18 protein-coding genes are annotated in these 18,431 nt (G+C 53.3%); 9 read left to right on the top strand and 9 right to left on the bottom strand.

All coding sequences use genetic code 11. The features are described from left to right. Positions 1–100: 100 nt before the first annotated feature. Together WBG83_RS06565 and cidR are read right to left on the bottom strand one after the other, a co-directional pair. Positions 101–1,309: an MFS transporter gene (locus WBG83_RS06565; RefSeq protein ID WP_336743752.1), complete on the bottom strand. Its 1,209-nt coding sequence runs from the start codon at positions 1,307–1,309 to the stop codon at positions 101–103. Positions 1,310–1,368: 59 nt separating this feature from the next. Beyond that, on the bottom strand, positions 1,369–2,250 hold the full coding sequence (gene cidR / locus WBG83_RS06560) for a cidABC operon transcriptional activator CidR (RefSeq protein WP_336743750.1): 882 nt from the start codon (positions 2,248–2,250) through the stop codon (positions 1,369–1,371). Between the two features lie 135 nt (positions 2,251–2,385). On the opposite strand from cidR, the gene WBG83_RS06555 reads away from it, so the two are divergent. Both WBG83_RS06555 and WBG83_RS06550 read left to right on the top strand, forming a co-directional pair. Next, entirely contained in the window at positions 2,386–2,772 is a 387-nt protein-coding gene (locus WBG83_RS06555) for a CidA/LrgA family protein (RefSeq protein WP_336743748.1), read from the top strand. Beyond that, positions 2,773–3,450, top strand: coding sequence for an LrgB family protein (locus WBG83_RS06550; protein WP_336743746.1), 678 nt, complete (start codon positions 2,773–2,775; stop codon positions 3,448–3,450). Between the two features lie 280 nt (positions 3,451–3,730). Here WBG83_RS06550 and WBG83_RS06545 read toward each other — a convergent pair whose 3' ends face one another. Beyond that, positions 3,731–5,110 (bottom strand): MFS transporter, encoded by a 1,380-nt coding sequence (locus tag WBG83_RS06545; protein WP_336743744.1) that lies wholly within the window; start codon positions 5,108–5,110, stop codon positions 3,731–3,733. Between the two features lie 129 nt (positions 5,111–5,239). Between WBG83_RS06545 and WBG83_RS06540 the strand changes: the two genes are divergently transcribed. Further along, complete coding sequence (locus WBG83_RS06540) at positions 5,240–5,557, top strand: ArsR/SmtB family transcription factor (RefSeq protein WP_336743743.1); 318 nt, start codon at positions 5,240–5,242, stop codon at positions 5,555–5,557. A 162-nt stretch (positions 5,558–5,719) separates the two neighbouring features. On the opposite strand, the gene WBG83_RS06535 is transcribed toward WBG83_RS06540, so the two are convergent. Both WBG83_RS06535 and WBG83_RS06530 read right to left on the bottom strand, forming a co-directional pair. Beyond that, positions 5,720–6,103, bottom strand: coding sequence for a cupin domain-containing protein (locus WBG83_RS06535; RefSeq protein WP_336743741.1), 384 nt, complete (start codon positions 6,101–6,103; stop codon positions 5,720–5,722). Between the two features lie 65 nt (positions 6,104–6,168). Next, positions 6,169–6,723 carry a helix-turn-helix domain-containing protein gene (locus WBG83_RS06530; protein WP_336743739.1) on the bottom strand — a complete coding sequence of 185 codons (555 nt, stop codon included), beginning with the start codon at positions 6,721–6,723 and terminating at the stop codon, positions 6,169–6,171. Positions 6,724–6,875: 152 nt separating this feature from the next. On the opposite strand from WBG83_RS06530, the gene WBG83_RS06525 reads away from it, so the two are divergent. From WBG83_RS06525 to WBG83_RS06500, 6 genes are all read left to right on the top strand, one after another. Then, positions 6,876–7,286: a DoxX family protein gene (locus WBG83_RS06525; protein WP_336743737.1), complete on the top strand. Its 411-nt coding sequence runs from the start codon at positions 6,876–6,878 to the stop codon at positions 7,284–7,286. Positions 7,287–7,477: 191 nt separating this feature from the next. Beyond that, positions 7,478–8,149, top strand: a complete 672-nt coding sequence (locus WBG83_RS06520; RefSeq protein WP_336743735.1) for an alpha/beta hydrolase — start codon at positions 7,478–7,480, stop codon at positions 8,147–8,149. Further along, positions 8,146–8,919, top strand: coding sequence for a dioxygenase family protein (locus WBG83_RS06515; protein ID WP_336743733.1), 774 nt, complete (start codon positions 8,146–8,148; stop codon positions 8,917–8,919). Before WBG83_RS06520 ends, WBG83_RS06515 begins: the two co-directional genes overlap by 4 nt. Positions 8,920–10,235: 1,316 nt before the next feature. Next, positions 10,236–11,024, top strand: a complete 789-nt coding sequence (locus tag WBG83_RS06510; protein WP_336743731.1) for a hypothetical protein — start codon at positions 10,236–10,238, stop codon at positions 11,022–11,024. A 97-nt stretch (positions 11,025–11,121) separates the two neighbouring features. Beyond that, positions 11,122–11,721 (top strand): hypothetical protein, encoded by a 600-nt coding sequence (locus tag WBG83_RS06505; RefSeq protein WP_336743729.1) that lies wholly within the window; start codon positions 11,122–11,124, stop codon positions 11,719–11,721. A gap of 142 nt (positions 11,722–11,863) precedes the next feature. Continuing rightward, the gene (locus tag WBG83_RS06500) at positions 11,864–12,661 is read left to right on the top strand and encodes a hypothetical protein (protein WP_336743727.1); all 798 of its coding nucleotides are present in this window, start codon (positions 11,864–11,866) and stop codon (positions 12,659–12,661) included. A gap of 223 nt (positions 12,662–12,884) precedes the next feature. Here WBG83_RS06500 and WBG83_RS06495 read toward each other — a convergent pair whose 3' ends face one another. The 4 genes from WBG83_RS06495 to WBG83_RS06480 all read right to left on the bottom strand — a co-directional run bounded on the left by WBG83_RS06495 (position 12,885) and on the right by WBG83_RS06480 (position 18,283). Then, positions 12,885–14,084 carry an acyl-CoA dehydrogenase family protein gene (locus WBG83_RS06495; RefSeq protein WP_336743726.1) on the bottom strand — a complete coding sequence of 400 codons (1,200 nt, stop codon included), beginning with the start codon at positions 14,082–14,084 and terminating at the stop codon, positions 12,885–12,887. Between the two features lie 345 nt (positions 14,085–14,429). Further along, positions 14,430–15,506, bottom strand: coding sequence for a dimethylsulfone monooxygenase SfnG (gene sfnG / locus WBG83_RS06490; protein ID WP_336743724.1), 1,077 nt, complete (start codon positions 15,504–15,506; stop codon positions 14,430–14,432). 147 nt (positions 15,507–15,653) lie between these two features. After that, a complete protein-coding gene (gene ssuD, locus WBG83_RS06485) occupies positions 15,654–16,811 on the bottom strand; it encodes an FMNH2-dependent alkanesulfonate monooxygenase (protein ID WP_336743722.1) in 1,158 nt (385 codons plus the stop codon). A 14-nt stretch (positions 16,812–16,825) separates the two neighbouring features. Then, positions 16,826–18,283 (bottom strand): 4-hydroxyphenylacetate 3-hydroxylase family protein, encoded by a 1,458-nt coding sequence (locus tag WBG83_RS06480; protein ID WP_336743720.1) that lies wholly within the window; start codon positions 18,281–18,283, stop codon positions 16,826–16,828. Positions 18,284–18,431: the final 148 nt, after the last annotated feature.

The following is an 18,431-nucleotide window of genomic DNA, read 5'->3' as shown; positions in this document are numbered from 1 at the left end:
CTCGTCTCCTTCGCATCGGTTTTTCCACCAGTATACCATGTCCATTTCATCAAAAAAGCCGAAAAATCCGTGCGAAATCCACGAAATTCCGGCTTTTTGTTCAGCTTCGCTTGCCCTTCAAAATATAGACTCCGTAAATGACGACAAACACCAGCATAAAGAAGATGGAATAGCGGTACATGAGCGCATAGCTGGTTTGTTCGGCCACAATCCCAAGCAGCATGCCGCCGCCCCCGATCCCGAGGTCGAAGGCGGAGAAATACGTCGCATTGGCGGCCCCTCGCCGGCTCGGCGGCGTCCGGTTAATAATCCAGGCCTGAATGGACGGCTGAATCGCTCCAAGCCCGATGCCGTACAGAAATGCGGCGGCGATGAGCATGCCTTGCGATGCGGTCAGCGACAGCAGAAGTAGGCCGATGATGCTGAACAGCGCCCCGGGCAGCAGCACCCACACGTGCCCCTTCTGATCGAACAGCTTGCCTGATATCGGACGGACGAGAAACACGCTGAGCGCATTAATCAGGAAAAACCAGCCGATGCTCGCTAGGCCCGCTTCCCTTCCGAACAAGGTGATGAACCCGACAATGCCGCCATATGTCACTCCCAGCAGCAGCACCAGCAGGGACGGGAACAGCGCCTGGCGGTCAACCAGCCTCGACCCGAGCGAGGCGGCGGGCTCCTGCCTCAAGCCGGCAATAGCGGCACGAGCCGGCTCCGAGCCGGCGGCGAACTGAACACATACGAACGATAGCAGCGTGCTGCCGAATACACACAGGAACAAAGGACCGAACCCGTATGCCTTCAGCAGCTCCAGCCCCAGAAAAGGCCCCAGCGCCATAGCCAGCGTCGTCCCGAGGCCGAAATACCCCATCCCCTCTCCGCGGCGGTGATCCGGGATCATATCGGAGGCGATCACCCCGAAGGTTGTGGTAGAAATCCCCCAGCCGATGCCGTGTACAAAGCGCAGAAGCAGCACGAACCCGACGCTGGCTGCCGCATAGAAGCCGCCCATCGCCAGCAGCGTAATGAGAAGCCCGATATTCAGAATGAGACGCCTGCCGAGCGAATCCAGCGCCATGCCGGAGAATGGCCGGATCAATATCGCCGCCAGCGTCAGCACGCCGATGACCAAGCCTACCTCCGTGCTGCTTCCCCCATGCTCCGAGACGAAGACGGGCAAGGTCGGCAGCAGCATCTGAAACCCGAAAAACAGCAAGGTATTGGATAGCGTCAGCAGTATGAAACGGCTGGTCCACAGCGGCGCCTTCTGTTGCGAGGAAGGGTCTGTGCGGGTAGTTGCATTAGGCATTTCTGTCACCCCGATTTTGTCTTGTATTCCAATACTTCAGAGCGAAAAGACCCGCCCCTCTACTCCAAAACCTGCTTCGTAAACCTGATCCATTCCTTGGCTGCAAAGGACAAATAGCCGTCCTTGCGCCAAATCATACCAAGGCGCCAAGGCAGCGCCGGCTCCACCAGCTCCAGCTGGCGCACCCGCCGATCATCAAGCCGGGCGCAAATCGTTTCGGGCAGCATGGCAATGCCGAGGCCGGCAGCAACCATCTCGCTGATGAAATCCCACTGGGAGCTTTCATACACCACGCGGGGCTTGTAGCCGCTCCGGACACATTCTGCGATAATCCGGTCATGCAGGGCGAAGTCCTCCCGCAGCAATATAAACGATTCCCCGGCAAGCTCCTCGAACGCGACCCGCTCCCGCCGGGCGAGCGGATGGGAAGGAGGAACAATCAGCTTGATCTGCTCCTTCACAAACACAAACGAGTCAAACAGCTCCTCGTTGACCGGCAGCAGGACGACCCCCATATCCAGAGAGCCGTCTCCGACCTGCGCTTCAATTTTTTTGCCCCCGTTCTCAACCATTTCAATGTGTATGCCCGGATACTTTTCACGAAACCGGCTCATCACCCCGGGGAAGAAGTTCGCCCCTACCATCGGCGGAAGCCCGAAGCGGATGCGGCCTTTTTTCAAATGGGTCAGGTCGCTCAGCTCCGCCGTCAAATTATCGAACGACTTCAATATCGGCTGGGCCTGGGCAAAAACAATTTGCCCGGCATCGGTCAGCTCTACGCCTTTGCCGCGCCGGATGAACAGCTCTACCCCGAGCTCCTCCTCCAGGTTCTTAATCATCTTGCTGATGGTGGGCTGCGTAATATGCAGCGCCTCGGCCGCCTTCGTAAAGCTGTTGCAGCGCACAACCTCCATCACATATTGCAAATGCCGCACATCCATGATCTGACCCGTCCCTTTTCATAGACAAATGGAATGAAAACTATTCAATACATTCATTTTACTCATATTTGATGTTGATGTACACTTTTTTATATCCATTGATGAAACGAGAAATGAGAAAAGAGGTTCCCGAAGATGGTGAAGAAATGCGCTATCGTTCTTGGTCAAGTCATCCTGTTTGTTCTCATTTCCCGGGTGATGAATGCGCTGGCCTCTTACTTCCAGCTTCCGGTTCCGGGGAGCATCCTCGGCCTGCTGCTGGTATTCCTGCTGCTGCAAACCCGGCTTGTTCCGCTGAGCTGGATCGGTGCCGGAGCACAGTGGCTGCTGGCGGAGATGCTGCTGTTTTTCGTCCCGTCCGCCGTCAGTATGGTGCAGTACAAGCGCCTGCTGCTGAACAACGGCTGGCAAATTGCCCTTGTCGTGCTGGCCAGCACCACGGTTGTCATGATTATATCCGGCTTGCTGGCCCAGAGGATGGCCAAACCGCAGACTGAGCCGCAGGAAGGGATGACAGAATAAATGCTTGCTTTACTAGGTGTACTCTGCACCATCGTTATTTATCTCGCCGCCAAACGGCTGTACCGTGTTGCCCCCAGGGTATATTTGTCCCCGCTCGTCATTACCCCGGCGGCCGTCATTGCGGCCCTCCAGCTAATGGATATCCCGTATGAAGCATACCAGCCGGGAGGCGACTGGTTAACCGATATGATAGGGCCCGGCACGATCGCCCTTGCAGTACCGCTCTACAAAAACCTGCACGTTCTTAAAAAGCATGCAACCGCCATCGGAGTCAGCGTCTTCTGCGGCGCGATAACCGCCATTCTGACTTCGGTCTTCTTATCCGAATGGCTCCGGCTGGATACCAGCCTGACGGACAGCCTGGCTCCGCGTTCGGCGACGACCCCTATCGCAATGGCCGTCTCCCAGACTAGCGGCGGCATTCCGAGCATGACCGCCATCTTCGTCATGGCGACCGGTCTGCTGGGCACCGTGCTCGGACCGCTGATTGTGCGGGCATTCCGCATCCGCAGCGATATCGCGCGCGGTGTGCTGCTTGGAACCAGCGCCCATACGGCGGGTACGACCAAAGCGTTCGAATTCGGTCCCGTCTCGGGCGCCGTCTCCAGTATCGCTATGATTTTAACCGCCTTTATTACCTTGTGCGCGGCCCCGATTGTACTTCGAATGATTTCTTAACTAAACAGGCAGGTGACCGGACCGAATATGTGAGACAGAGGATCTATTCACTTCAAGCTATACCGCTCAGCATAACAAAGCCCCGGGTCCGCAAAAGGACCGGGGCTTTGAAATTGTTCCGCTTGTTTGCGCTTATGCTTCGCCTCCGTAATCCTTCTAGCGGATTCCGGCATCCCTCTTCTGCTTAAAGAGCAGGACGGCAAGGCAAACCTGAATATTTTGAAACAATAGCTTGGTTTCAAATAAATCGGCGTTTCGGTGAGCTGTCTGGAGCTGCAATTCATTCGAAGCGGCCTTGCTTCTGCTTGCTGTAGCTGAAGGCGCACGCGATTCCCACCAGCACGACCACCGTCAGCCCCCAGTAAATATTCGAGTAGGCCTGGGGCAGCGTCAGGCTTTTCTGCCACGTCAGCGCACTGCCGGTAAGCGCCACACTGAATGCCCCGCTGAAAAACTGGGTCAACTGAAACAAGCCCATCCCTGCGCCGATTTGCTCCTTCGGAAGCATCTGGGACAATTCGTTGGACACACTTGTCGTCAAGGCGCTGAAGCTGAGACTCAGCATAGCGTACAGGACCATAATCGTGTAGAAGGAAGTGCTGACGAAGAGTGCGAACAATACAGCCGATGCCAGCAGCATCCAAGGCGCATAGCGGAACAACAGCCCGTTGCCGAAGCGGTCAATGAGACGGCCAATCCGGTTTGAGGCCAGCGCGGAAAGCATAGCCCCGGGGAAAATAACGAGCCCCGACTGTCCCGGTGTCAAGTCATACAGATGCGCCAGCACCTGCGGCAGCAGGAACAGCGCCGCAAAATTGTTCATATACGATACAATTCCGATGCCGCTCAGCAGCAAATAGGGCTTATTCCGAAACAGCGCCGGCTGCACGAAAGGATTCGCCGAACGGTGAATGCGGACCCAGAACAAGCCGAGAGCGACAATTCCCGCCGCAAGCAGCAGCCAGGAGCGTGAAGTCAGAAACAGCAGCAGCCCCGTCGTGCCAATACCGATAAGCAGGGAGCCCGCGGTATCGAATGAGCCCTTTTGGACAGGCTCCGCCGGAAGCAGCCGGTAAAAAAACGGAATCAAAAATAACACGATGCCGGTGACAATAAACAAATCATTCCAGCCCAAATATTGCGTAATCGCCCCGCCGATAACCGGCCCGAGACCCAGGCCAAGCGAGCTGGCCGACATGATGACGGACATCGATTTGCCGCGGCGGCCTGCGGGCACAAAGCGGGTGATAAGCACCATGCCCAAGGCGGGTACCGATGCCGCACCGGACGCTTGAACCAGTCTCGCGCAGAGCAGCAGGGCAAAGTGATGACTGAAAAAGCCAAGCACGGACGCCGCGCCAAGCGAGGCTAAGCCGATAAGCAGTAATCTCCGGATAGGCAGAAAATCAGACAGCCGGCTGTAGGTAATGGAAGAAATCGCAAAAACGATCGAATAGCCTGTAACAATCCAAGAGGCCGCCGTCGAGGTTAGGCCGAAATCCCGGGTCACCTGCGGCAGCGCCAGATTAAACATCATTGTATTCATCACAACCAGCATGACCGTGATGCCCAATAGCGCAGTTACTACGCCTTCTTTCAGCCGAACGGCCGGTACATCGTTTAACGGTGCGGAAGCGGAAAGCGCAGCTTCTTGATTCATGGGGACTTCCCTCACATTCATTAAAGTTCCATGCTTATCGAACAATAGAAATATACCATGGATTATGGTATACTTCAATACGAAAGTGTGAAAGTGTGAGATGAAAGAGCTTTCGGGGGAGGAATTCGGATGAAAATTTTGTATCATCCCGGCCGGGAAGACATTCATATCAGCAGTGTCCTGAGCGCACTCAGCGATCCGATCCGGCTTTCCATGCTAAAGACGATTTCACTGGAGGGCGAGCGCCCCTGCGGCGAATACAATTTATCCGTTTCCATCGCTAAATCGACGTTATCCCACCACGTCCGCATCCTGCGTGAGGCCGGCGTCCTGCGGGTCCGTGTCCAGGGCACCCAGCATTTGCTCAGCATCCGCAGCGAAGATTTGGAAGCCCGCTTTCCGGGGCTGCTGTCTTCCATTCTTCAGGCGGTGGACATGAAAGCATAATCCCTTATCAATTTATAGAACGATCCATAATACATGCTGGATATATCACGAGAACCATGATGGCCTTCACACAAAGAAGCCGGACAAGCGCTTTAACGCTGTCCGGTTTTTCTACTGCTTTGATAGGACAAAGGGTAGCCGAAAATGAGTTCTGCCAGCAGCTCAGCCGGGATTATTTGGCCCGACAGGAGAACGAGAACGGTTCGCCGCCTCATACACAAGCAGCTTCAGGTCCCGCTGGGAATGATTGTACAGGCCATGGCTGCCGTACGGCTTATTCAGAATCGTATCTCCGGCCCGCACCTCCCGGGCTTCCCCGTTTACCGTCATCATGCCGCTGCCCTCCAAAATAATGTACATCTCCTCATCATCCTGATGCGGATGGTACCCAATGGAGGTGCCGGGCGGAAGCTCCATATCATATAGAAACCGCAGCGGCGTTTCAAAATCCTCTTGACTGTACAGCTTGACACTGCGTACTTCCCCGATGCCCTTGTGACTGGGAGCATGACGCATTTCCGCCTTCAAAAAGCTGCGTACCTCCACCTGTCATCTCCCTCCTTCCATGCTTCGCCATTTCAGTGTCGGCGCCTGGCAGCGGCGCATCTATTTTACATGTCGCTTTCCGAATCGCTGTGAACATCCGAATAGACAGCGATAAAAATAATGGCCGTCTCCTCCCCGATGTTGCGCACCAAATGAGGTGTACAGGCATTCCAAGTAAACGAGTCGCCTTCCTCCAGCACCGCCGAATCTTCTCCCTGCTCGGCACGTACCGTTCCTTGCATCACGACATGAACTTCTTTCCCCTCATGGGCATGAGGGGCATCGCCGCTGGACGATCCTGGCGGCATCTCTGCGATCAACAGCCGCATTCCTTTATTGGAGCACAAATGCTCAATCTTGACGTTCTGGCTCCCGCTGGTCGTAACCCGCCGTTCATTCTTGCGGATGATCTGCATCCGCTCGTCTTTGCGAAGCAGCAAGTAGGCCAGCGGAACATCCAGCGCCTGCGCGATATTGTCCAGCGTGGAAATGGACGGCGAGGTTTTGTTCGTCTCGACCTGGCTCATAAAGCCCTGGGACAGCCCTGTCGCTTCGCATATTTGGGCAATGGTAATGTTCTTGCGCTTACGGATCGCCCGAATCGTGGAACCGATGTCCATTCTGATCATTCCTTTCTTGAAATATTACTTATACAAATTATATTTCTATATTATCAATTTTTATATTGACATGCTAGTGCTTGCGGAGTTAAATTATTCATACAAAACAGTTTTTGCTATTACTAATATCTTGGATGAAGGTGGAGAACAATATGGAACAAGAAGCACGTCTGGAGAAGTCAGCTTGGATATCTACTCTGATGAGGGTGGTACTCGGCATTATTTTTTTGGTGCACGGCTATATGAAGTTTCAAATGGGCCTCGGTAATGTGGACGCCTGGTTCACAAGCGCAGGAACTCCCGGCTTCCTGGCTTATATTGCCGGTCCGCTGGAGCTGGTTGGCGGCGTAATGCTCATTATCGGTCTGTTTACCCGTTATGTGTCCATCCTGTTCGTGCTGCTGATGGTTGCCGCTATTGTACTGATGAAGCTCCCGCTCGGACTGGTCAGCGATACGGGCGCAGGCTATGAACTGGATCTGGGCTTCCTCTTGATTGCCCTGCATCTCACCTTCGCCAAATCGACGCCGCTGTCTCTGGATAAAGCATTTCTGAGCGAATAATGCTGGGGCCGCGGATAGCGGCCCATGAACGAAGTCCATTCGAAGGGCTCGCCACCCGACATACCGTGCCGCAATACGAGCCTGGATTCGCGCTTGTGACTTGATGGTGCGGGGCGGCAACAACCGCCGGCTGCTGCACTGCATACGGCACAACAAAGCCGCACACCCTACCCAGCAGGAGGAATTGTCCTATGAAACCGGCTTACCGGTACGATCTTCATCTGCCCCCGGACTACGATCCGGGCCGGCGTTATCCGGCCATCTTCACACTGCACGGCAAAGGCTCCAACGAACGGAACATGTATGGTCTCGTGGAGCCGCTGGACTCTCCATGTATTATTATCGGCATTCGCGGGAATCTTCCGCTCGGAGCCGGATACCAGTTCTACGAGCTGAAAAGCCTCGGCAAGCCGATTCGTGAGCTGTTTGATACAGCGGTCCGGCAGCTGGAGCAATTTATTGCCTACGCTACGGAGACGTACGCGATCGATCCGCAGCAGCGCTATTTGCTGGGCTTCAGCCAAGGCGCTATTTTATCCATGTCCCTCGCATTAACAATGGGGCAGGATCAAATCAGAGGGATTGTAGCCTTGAACGGCTACGTTCCGGAATTCGTGAAGACCGAGTATACACTGCAGCCTGTGGCGCAAATGCCGGTGTTCATCTCTCATGGCGAATACGATTCCGTATTCCCTGTCCGTATCGGGCATGAAACAGCCGCCTACTGGCAAACGGCAACCTCCGCTTGCACCTTCAAGCTGTATCCGACCGATCACGGCGTTTCGCCGGACAATCAGCGGGATTTCCTGTCCTGGCTGAAGCAGGCTTTCACATCCCATCCTCAAGGAGGCGATACAATATGATGCCCGCTTATTTTTTTGCGCACGGTGCGCCTTCCCTCATCCTGGATCATATGGAGTATACGAATTTTCTGAAGGAATTTGCTGCGGATAAGCCTAAGCCGAAGGCAATTGTCTTGTTCTCGGCCCACTGGGAAAATCCGGAGCAGGCTGTCAGCGGCGTCAAGGGAACGTATGAAACGATTTATGATTTCTACGGCTTCCCCGATGCGCTGTATCAAATGACCTATCCGGCCCCCGGCAATCCGGAGCTGGGCAGTGAAATCCAATCGGTTCTGGCGGCTCACGGGATTGCGAACGTGCTTGATGAAAAGCGCGGGCTTGATCACGGGGCATGGGGCATTCTGAAGCTGCTTTATCCGGACGCAGCTATTCCGGTGGTGGCCCTGTCCGTCAACCGTTACCTGACCGGCGAGGAGCAATACAACATTGGCAAAGCTATCGGAGCGCTGCGGGAGAAGGACGTGCTTGTCATCGGCAGCGGCGGTACCGTGCATAATCTGCGCCGCGTCAGCCGGGGCGCCCAGCAGCCTGAAGCCTGGGCGGTTGCCTTCGACGACTGGCTTAAGGAAAACCTCGAGGCATGGGACACCGAAGCGCTGTTCCGTTATGCCGAGGATGCCCCGTATGGCCGGGAAGCCGTGCCTACCGCGGAGCACTTCGTTCCGCTGCTGCTGGCTATGGGCGCCGGCGATGCAGGCCGGCAAGCCAAGCTGCTGCACCGCACATACCAATACGGCACGCTGAGCCTGAGCTGCTGGGAATTTAAATAACGGTATGTGGAATTGAGATACCGCTCCTGCTTTACAGTTCCAATTAGCACCGCATGCAGAGTTCTGCGTGTGGTGCTTTGCTTTATAACGGCGGTTAAAAGCAAAGGAGCTTCTCTATAAACTGGTACCCATAGACTGGACACTTTGAAAAAAAGGTGTTTGGGCTGTGGGTACTTTTTCGTATACTGGAAGATGCAGCGGAGGGGATGACATGAGCGAGATATATTTTAATGAGGCACAACGCAAAGCATTATCGAGTACCTCATACATCACAAGAGTTAGTGAAACATCCATTGCCTACCTGAATTTAAACGGATCTTCATTGAATAATACATGCTCGGAAAGACGCCTAGGGAGATCTTTGAGGCGAATGGATTCGATGTCACTATTCCAGGAATCGTGTAGAGCAATGCGCTGACCGCTTAAACTAGACTATGTGTCAGTAATAACTGTCGTTGTTTTCTCGTTAGCAAAATTATCATTGCGTCTATATACTGACTGATACACATTGTTTCCATTTGTTTCTTGGTTTGTCTTCGACGGTGCTTCGCTCTTGGAAAATTGATTATCTGTATTTTCGGAGACTGTAGTAGGACTAAATAAGTTCGTGTTATAGTTTGTTCTCGAAAATGCTAGTAGCGGAATCAGCAAATTAATTACTAAGCATAAAACTAGAACAAGTGATATCTTCCGTTTCAAGTGGCTTTCCCCCATATTCATGCATTGAACCAAAATGCAGCAACCACAACCAAGAAATTGATCCCATACAAGAACAGCACATTGAACCCGAGAAAAGCACGGGTTTCTTTGAAAAATAAAAATAAGAATGTGCAAACACTGGAAATACAGAACGAAAGAAAAAGGGTTATAGGAAAATCAATTAATATTACTATTTCTGGAAAATCACTTACAGAAAACAGATCTGTTGTTACATGCGTATAAATAATCCAAAATAAATGAATACCAACGCAGCTTGCTAACCAGAGCAGCTTCCTTTTATTCAGATTAAACTCCTCCCATTTTGGCTAAAATCCCCACTGGTAATAGACTTATAACCCTGTATTTCAAGTAATTCCCACCCGTTCCAATAAAGACACCCTATCTCTTTCTTAATCACTTTATCCCTCCCATAAAACCCTATAATTCCCTACAAATTAATTAAATGGTATTAGATTTCGTTTGTTTTTCCCAGTAAATAATTGGTAATAGCACTTTTTTTGTCGAAAATGTCGCAATTCAGCGAAATTCTTAACTAAATTATATCTGTTATGGTATATTCAGGTTGAACCAGAACCGATGGAAGGGAGCTGCAAGGAATGAAAAAGCTGCTGCTCATGATGCTCATCTTCACTTTATCTTTCTCCCTATTCGGCTGCCGTACACCACCGAGTCAGGAAATTCAGAACAGCATCCGGCCCGTCGCCTTCCAAATCCTTCAAGACAATTTCGAGGAAGAGTATGAAATCAAAAACATGCTGGACGATACGCAGCTTTGCTGCATGTTTGGGGAGCGCGTGGAGGATAAGGACCCTAACTACTTTCACGTCTATGTATACCCGAAGCGAAAGCCGAACGTCGTCAGCGATCTTGATATTCGTTTTGTGAATGGGGAATATATGCTGGGGAGTGAATTGAGCCTCTACTCAATATGGAGCGACTTGCTCCAATCCGATGCCGAGGATGATTATATGGAGAAAATCAAGGCCTTTTATACGGAAGACAAAACGCGGATAACCTTTCGTTTAACCCTTTATGAAAGCAAGATAAATCCTGAAGGGAAATACTGGTTGTATCAAGACTATGTGAGCAGAGAAGGTCGCAACAACATACGGCCTGATATAATTATGACACGCTACATCCAGCCCAAAACAATAGAACAGGAATACCAGACACTCCTTGAACTGTTACGCTCTTTATATGCTGATAAATATTATTGGGGAATATTGAGAGTTGAATACATTAACGATTCCACCAATAACCCCATTCATGAACCAATTAGAATTAGCACGGATGACATGCTCAACCTTCACTCTGCAAAAGATATCGAGAAGCTCCTGTTCCAATCACCGTCGCGAAACAGTGTGCCCCCGGTGAAGGAACAATAGACCAAGCACCGATCAGGGAGTTGGGATCTGTACACGTTTCATTTGCTTCACTTGCTTTCTTGATACCGCTTTCTAGTGCTGCATGTTTGGGCAGCGAGTGGAGGATAAGGACCCTAACTACTTTCACGTCTATGTATACCCGAAGCGAAAGCCGAACGTCGTCAGCGATCTTGATATTCGTTTTGTGAATGGGGAATATGTGCTAGGGAGTGAATTGAGCCTGTACTCAATATGGATCGACTTGCTCGAATCCGATGCCGAAGATGATTATATGGAGAAAATCAAGGCCTTTTATCCCAATAAAAGGGTAGGATTAAACTTCCAATTTCCAAGTTCCCCGGATGGAAGGAAAAATTCAAAAGGAAAATACTGGACATATAGCGACTATATAAAAAAATATCCGTATCGAGATGGTATTCAACCCATGGTTGACTTGAGTCGTTCCATTAATCCCGAAACAATTGAACAAGAATACCAGACGCTCTTTGAATTGCTCCGTTCCTTATATGCCGAGAAGTATTATTGGGGAGTATTTAGGGTTGAATACATTAACGACTCCAACAATAACTCCATTCATAAAAAACCAATTTTCATTACTCCAGACGATCTGATTACCCTTCACTCTGCAAAAGACATCGAGAAGCTCCTGTTCCAACCACCTTGGCGAAACAACGTGCCTCCGGTGAAGGAACAATAGACCAAGCACCGATCAGGGAGTTGGGATCTGTACACGTTTCATTTGCTTCACTTGCTTTCTTGATACCGCTTTCTAGTGTCGCAGCTCCGTATTTCAGAGTATATTCAGGTCGTACTTCATCCGATGGAAGGAGCTGCAAGGAATGAAAAAGCTGCTGCTCATGATGCTCATCTTCACTTTATCTTTCTCCCTATTCGGCTGCCGTACACCACCGAGTCAGGAAATTCAGAACAGCATCCGGCCCGTCGCCTTCCAAATCCTTCAAGACAATTTCGAGGAAGAGTATGAAATCAAAAACATGCTGGACGATACGCAGCTTTGCTGCATGTTTGGGGAGCGCGTGGAGGATAAGGACCCTAACTACTTTCACGTCTATGTATACCCGAAGCGAAAGCCGAACGTCGTCAGCACTCTTGGCATTCGTTTTGTGAATGGGGAATATATGTTGGGGGATGATTTGAGTTTGTATATGATTTGGAGCGCATTATTTAATTCCGATGCCGAGGATGATTATATGGAGAAAATCAAGGCCTTTTATCCCAATAAAAAGGTAGGATTAAATTTTCAATTTCCAGGTTCCCCTGATGAAAGGAAAAATCCGGAAGGGAAATACTGGACATATAGCGACTATATAAAAAAATATCCGTATCGAGATGGTATTCGACCTATGGTTGACTTGAGTCGTTCCATTAATCCCGAAACGATAGACCAGGAATACCAGACGCTTTTTGAACTTCTCCGTTCTTTATATGCCGAGAAGTATTATTGGAGAGTATTCACTGTTCAATACATTAACGATTCCACCAATAACCCCATTCATAAAGAACCCATTTTCATTACTCCAGACGATATGATTACCCTTCACTCTGCAAAAGACATCGAGAAGCTCCTGTTCCAACCACCTTGGCGAAACAACGTGCCTCCGGTGAAGGAACAATAAGCCAAGTATACCCCAAGCGAACGCCCAACGTCGTCAGCAAGCTTGACATTCGTTTTGTGAACGGGGATGGATTCTCCCCCCTTCTGCCCCCAATGATACGGCGGACATTAAAGTGATGCTGCCGATCGTCTGCAAGCCAGACAGCACACGAACAAGCTTCCGGACCCGCGATAGTGCGGCTCTGGAAGCTTGTCGTCTAGTGTGGCGTTGCCTGTAAGAAGGCTCAGTCCCCTCCCTCATGCCACAATTCCAGCGGCAGGCCGACCAGCGCCTTGCCGATCCATTCCCGGGCGATGTTGTTGGAAGGCCCCATGGCGATACCTGCACGCGCATCACGGAACAGCCTCTCGAACACGCCCTTCTTGTAGCCGTAGCCGCCGGTCACATCCAGCGCCGCCTTCGTGGCTTTATTAGCTACCTCGGCTGCCTGGATTTTGAACTCTACCAGCGGCAGCAGCAGCTCTACCTGGGGCCGCCCCTGCGCCTGCAGCTTATCCAGCTGGTTAGCCAAAGAGATTTGCCATGGCTTCAGGCTTTCAACAAGCACCTTCACCTCGGCCAGCTGCTGCCGAATGATTTGGTAATCCGCCAGCCGTTTGTTGAAATCACGGTGAATCATGCTCTTGACATACGCGGTCGCCGCCTCCAGCGCGGCCTCCGCCACACCCAGCCAGGTAGAGCCCAGGCCGATCAAATACACCGGCGATACACCGCTTTCCAGAATCTCGCGGCCCTGGCCCTCTGTACCCAGCTTATCCTTCGGCGCAATCCGAACCCCCTCGTAGGTAATCGGGCCGCTGTGATTGCCCCGTACACCCAGCGCTTCCCAAACACCCGGCGTGATGCCGGGAAGCTTGCTGTCAACGATAAAGAAGCTTACGTCCGTCGGTGTCTGCGCTCCCGGCGTTCTCGTCTGGAATACATAGAAATCTGCCTGGCCGGAGCTGGTGGTGAACGACTTCTCCGCGTTCAGAATGTAATCCTCACCGTCGCGGGAGGCCTCACTGAAGTTGAACCACCAATGCCCGCCGGAGGCGCGCTCGCTCGTGGAATAGGTGCCGATGAAGCCGCTGCGAACCGGCTTCAGCCAGCGTTCCTTCTGATCCTCGTTGCCGTACAGGGCGATCGTCTGAACGGCGCCGACGTGCATGACGTATACCAGTGAAGTCGAGGGGCATCCTTTTCCGATTTCCTCGGCGGCAATCGCAAAGGCCACGTGGTCCAGCCCCTTGCCCTCATAGCGCTCGGGGATCAGAACGCCGTTACATCCGGCTTCCCCCAGCGCTGTCAAATTTTCTCTCGGAAAAATCCCTTCACGGTCGGTCAGCTCCGCCCGCGGTTTGATAACCTCCTCCACAATGCTGCGGATCTCCGCCCGAAGCTGCTCGTAATCAGGTTGAATGCTTGCTTGTTGAATGCTCATACTCCAACTCTCCTTGTCCATATCAAATTTGGTTTCATGGCAGCTCTGCCGAAAATGAATGCCCCGGGCCGGCAAAGGCCCGATCTGCGGCCGTGCGGTGGACTGCCATCACCATCACGTGTCGTCCCACCTCGCGCCAGGAGCCGTGCACAGTGCAGACCTCTGCCGTTCTTTGACCAGAGAGGACTTGCCTGCGGGACCAGCTCGGCGCTGTGATAAACACCGGCCTGCGGCGGTACACGCCCGGGAACTGCGCAGAAGGCAAGCCGGATGCGAATGGAAACCGCTGATCAGCTTGCTGCGCAGCGAGACGCTGCGAGATGCTGCGAGACGCTGCGAGACGGATCAGGTAGCCGACGCGCTGAACAGGGCTGCTTCCTTCTCCCGTACGAGCGGGATGACCTGCTCTCCGAAGGCTCTGATGTCCTCGTCATAGTGCAGGAAGCCGGTCAAAATGAGATCCACGCCAATCTTCTTCAGCTCGATAATCCGGTCGGCCACCTGCTCGGCTGTTCCGATGAGCCCGGTTTTGAAGCCGTCGTTGTATTGCACCAGATCATCAAAGTTGGAGTTGGCCCACATGCCCTCCCGCTCCGGCGAAGCCTTACCCGCAAACTGCACCTGACTGCGGAAGCCCTCGACCGCCTCAGGGTCGGCATGGTGAATAATATCCCGCAGCACCTGACGCGCTTCTTCCTCCGTATCCCTGACGATGACGAATGCATTGGCACCAAAGCTCAGCTTGCGGTTCTGGGCGGCGGCCAGCCGGGACACCTCCTCGATTTGCGCGCGAAATCCGTCAATCGTGTTGCCGTTCATGAAATACCAGTCCGACACCTTCGCCGCCATCTCACGGGCTGCCGCCGAGTTCCCCCCTTGGAATACTGGTGGCAGAACCTCCGGCTTCGGCTTGTGCGGCGCAGAGCGGATGCGGTAGAAATCCCCGCTGAAGTTCGTCTGCTCCTCTGTCCAGAGCTGCTTCAGCACGCGGATGAACTCCTCGGAACGGCGGTAGCGCTCATTATGGTCCAGCCAGGGCTCCCCAAAGCCATGGAATTCGCCCTTGAACCAGCCGCTGACAATATTGACGGCCGCACGGCCCCCGCTGATTTGGTCAATTGTCGTAATCGCCTTGGCAATCGTCCCCGGATGCCAGAGCCCTGGCAGCACGGCTGCAATCAGCTTCAGCTTCGTCGTTACCGTCGCCAGCGCCGATGCGAGCGTGATGGCCTCAAGCTGGTTCTCCGCGCCATAGCTGGCAATAAACCTGGTCTGGAGCAGGGCATATTCGAACCCGGCCGCTTCAGCCAGCTGGGCATACCGCGAATTGGCCTCGAAGGACCAGCCTGTCTTCTGCGGGATGTTGGAAATGACCAGCCCGCCGCTTACATTTGGTACCCAATACGCAAACTTTAATGACATTGCTTCTCACCTCTGATTTAAAATAAAAGCTTATAGATAAGGGCAAGCCCTGTTCTAATGAAGGAATGGATAGACGCATACAAAAAGACACCTGTTCTGTTACGTTCAGGTGCCTTTAGTTGACTAATCGGCTGGAAGATGCAGTTGTCAGGACATGCTCGTCGCAGCGCTCACGCGGTGGACGGGAATTCGATTGTTGGCGATCATCTCCCCGAAGGGGCTGATGAACGCGCGGTCTCCCCCTCCCGGTTGTCTGGCGTAGCCCAGCTTCGGAAACAGCAGCTCCGCTGTGCGATAGGCCTCCTCCAGATGAGGATAGCCGGACAGGATGAAGGTGTCGATGCCGATCGCTTCATATTCCCTCATTCGCGCCGCCACCTGATCCGGATCACCCACGAGTGCTGTACCCGCACCCCCTCTCACCAGGCCAATTCCAGCCCACAGATTCGGGCTAATGACCAGTGAACGGCGATCGCCCTTGTGAAGCTCGGACATTCTGCGCTGCCCCACGGAGTCCATCCTTGCAAAAATTTGCTGGGCCGAGGCAATCGTCTCCTCGTCCAAATGGGCGATCAAATCATCGGCAGCCTGCCACGCCTCCGCCTCGCTCGGGCGGACGATGACATGCAGTCGAATTCCGAACCGAAGCGTGCGCCCCTGCTGCGCCGCAAGCTCGCGCATCCGCTTCACCTTGCGCTCGACCTGCTCCGGCGGCTCGCCCCACGTCAGGTAAACATCGACATGGCCGGCCGCCACCTCCATCGCTGCTTCAGAGGAGCCCCCAAAGTACAGGGGCGGGTGGGGCTTTTGAATCGCCGGATACAGCACCGTCCCTCCCTTGACCTGAAGGTACTTCCCGGTGAAGTCCACCTCTTCGCCCTCTAGCTCCTTGCGCCAGATGGTCAGGAACTCGTCTGTCAGCGCATAGCGCTCATCATGCTCCAGGAATAGCCCGTCGCCTTCGAGCTCCACCGGATCGCCGCCAGCCACGACATTGATCAGCAGCCGTCCGCCGGAGAAGCGGTCCAGCGTCGCAGCCATTCGGGCCGCCGTTGTCGGCAGCATCAGCCCGGGTCTGGCCGCGACGAGAAACTTCAGCTTCTCGGTAGCAGAAATCAGGGATGAAGCCACAATCCATGCATCCTCGCAGGACTTTCCTGTGGGGAGCAGCACTCCCGCATAGCCCAGCTCGTCTGCAGCCTGGGCAATTTGCCTGCAGTAAGGGTGCGTTACCGCTCTGGCGCCCTCCCGTGTTCCCAGAAACCGGCCATCGCCATGAGTGGGGATAAACCAGAATAGCTCCATGCTCATTCCTCCATTCAATACATTGTTGTAAGGCCGCCCTTGCTGTTGGCCTTCATTCGCTGCCATATCGGGTCCGTCAGCGACTCCTTATCAAACCGGTTATAATGATTCGCCAAATTCCGGATCGGGTCTCCGGCATAGAAGCGTTCATACAAGAGGTGCCTTGCGCCAAGCGGGCTGCCGATTAAATCCCAGGCCAGCTTGAACAGCTCCACCTTTTTCTCCGCGCTCACGCTTGCCCCCTCGAAATAAAGATGCATCAGCTGCGAGATCGGCCCGTAGAAATCCTCAATGCCGGAAGGCGTCTGTACGAAGCCCCCCGCTCCAACCTGCTGCACAATCTCGATCGCCCGGGGATAATATTTCGTCCCGAGGCTCCGGGCCGTTTCGATATAGGACAGGTCCGGCACGAGCACTCCGGCGGCATCAACCGTCGCCTTCGTTTCCGACGCAATAATCAGCGCCTTGATGACATCAATCTGCGTGAGCAGTTCGCCCAGCTTCTCCTGAATGTGGAGGAAGCCCGTGGCCCCGATCGACTCCGCGACGGCCATCGCAATGCCGGTTACAAACTCCAGCTTCGCCACAAAGCGAACGACATTCTGGTGAAAGGCCAGTCCGTTGGCCGTTTGATTGGCCCGCAGGGCAAGCACCTTCTCGGAATCCCCGTACAGCAGTACCCGTTCCCATGGAATCAGTACATCATCGAAGAAGAGGACTGCGTCCATCTCGTCATAGCGCGCGCTCAGCGGATGGTTCAGCTCGCGGGTATCCGCGAAGGACTCCCGGCACACGATATGCAGGCCCGGCGAATTGGCTGGCACGATCAGCACATGCGCGTGCTTATGATGCTGCGACTGGAACTGCAGGAACGAAAAAATAACAAAGTCGTGGGTGTACGGAGCGCCCGTCGCAATCATCTTGGCTCCCCGGACGACGATGCCCTCCGATGTTTCCCGAACCACATGCAGGAACCGTTCTGCAATCCGTTTGTCATCCAGTCCGCTGGACCGGTCAATCTGCGGATCAATGATCGCCGTCGTCAAAAATAAATCGCGGTCTCGCGCCTCCTCATAGTACGCCGTAATTTTGTCCGCGAAGTGCGGGTCAAGCGCCGCCAGCTGGTGCCGAGCTGCATACCAGCCCGTCACCAGGGAGCGGGCATAATCAGACAAACGGCTCATCATCCCCTGGGTTTCCGCTGACCAGCAGGCGAACGACTGGCTTCTCTTTTCCAGCTCAAGCGGCGTATAGGGAACCAGGAACGAGCTGTGGGCATACTGCCCTGTAGCCGGAACCAGATAGCCGACCTTGTCCCGCTGAAGGGGATCGTCCAGCATATTGAACAACCCTTTAATCGTACTCAAGGTCCCCGTGAAGGCCGTGTGTTCAGAAAGATGGTCGATCTGCTTGCCCTCCAGCCACACGCTGCGCCCGTCATGAAGACTCGCTATAAATTTGTCACCCCTCAAGCTGCTTCTCCCCGCTCCTTTAAATTTAACTATTCCGATTGATTTTGTAAGACTTATTTATTATTATAGCTACTAACCATTTTCGTTCAACAATCAATCTTCACGGATGCGATGGTTAAGAAACATAAGTTGAAATCCTGTCGGGAAA

This window comes from Paenibacillus sp. y28 (genome assembly GCF_037137075.1).
In the GTDB taxonomy this organism is placed as follows: domain Bacteria; phylum Bacillota; class Bacilli; order Paenibacillales; family NBRC-103111; genus JBBBNV01.
This window is presented reverse-complemented; position numbering and strand designations above follow the sequence as displayed.

What these genes read in the sequence shown, in the direction of transcription:
- WBG83_RS06530 (WP_336743739.1), bottom strand. Translation starts at nt 6,723, where the DNA reads ATGGACATCGGTTCCACGATTCGGGCGATCCGTAAGCGCAAGAACATT.
- WBG83_RS06510 (WP_336743731.1), top strand. Translation starts at nt 10,236, where the DNA reads ATGAAAAAGCTGCTGCTCATGATGCTCATCTTCACTTTATCTTTCTCC.
- WBG83_RS06495 (WP_336743726.1), bottom strand. Translation starts at nt 14,084, where the DNA reads ATGAGCATTCAACAAGCAAGCATTCAACCTGATTACGAGCAGCTTCGG.
- WBG83_RS06545 (WP_336743744.1), bottom strand. Translation starts at nt 5,110, where the DNA reads ATGAATCAAGAAGCTGCGCTTTCCGCTTCCGCACCGTTAAACGATGTA.
- sfnG (WP_336743724.1), bottom strand. Translation starts at nt 15,506, where the DNA reads ATGTCATTAAAGTTTGCGTATTGGGTACCAAATGTAAGCGGCGGGCTG.
- ssuD (WP_336743722.1), bottom strand. Translation starts at nt 16,811, where the DNA reads ATGGAGCTATTCTGGTTTATCCCCACTCATGGCGATGGCCGGTTTCTG.
- WBG83_RS06550 (WP_336743746.1), top strand. Translation starts at nt 2,773, where the DNA reads ATGCTTGCTTTACTAGGTGTACTCTGCACCATCGTTATTTATCTCGCC.
- WBG83_RS06515 (WP_336743733.1), top strand. Translation starts at nt 8,146, where the DNA reads ATGATGCCCGCTTATTTTTTTGCGCACGGTGCGCCTTCCCTCATCCTG.
- WBG83_RS06525 (WP_336743737.1), top strand. Translation starts at nt 6,876, where the DNA reads ATGGAACAAGAAGCACGTCTGGAGAAGTCAGCTTGGATATCTACTCTG.
- WBG83_RS06500 (WP_336743727.1), top strand. Translation starts at nt 11,864, where the DNA reads ATGAAAAAGCTGCTGCTCATGATGCTCATCTTCACTTTATCTTTCTCC.
- WBG83_RS06540 (WP_336743743.1), top strand. Translation starts at nt 5,240, where the DNA reads ATGAAAATTTTGTATCATCCCGGCCGGGAAGACATTCATATCAGCAGT.
- cidR (WP_336743750.1), bottom strand. Translation starts at nt 2,250, where the DNA reads ATGGATGTGCGGCATTTGCAATATGTGATGGAGGTTGTGCGCTGCAAC.
- WBG83_RS06565 (WP_336743752.1), bottom strand. Translation starts at nt 1,309, where the DNA reads ATGCCTAATGCAACTACCCGCACAGACCCTTCCTCGCAACAGAAGGCG.
- WBG83_RS06555 (WP_336743748.1), top strand. Translation starts at nt 2,386, where the DNA reads ATGGTGAAGAAATGCGCTATCGTTCTTGGTCAAGTCATCCTGTTTGTT.
- WBG83_RS06520 (WP_336743735.1), top strand. Translation starts at nt 7,478, where the DNA reads ATGAAACCGGCTTACCGGTACGATCTTCATCTGCCCCCGGACTACGAT.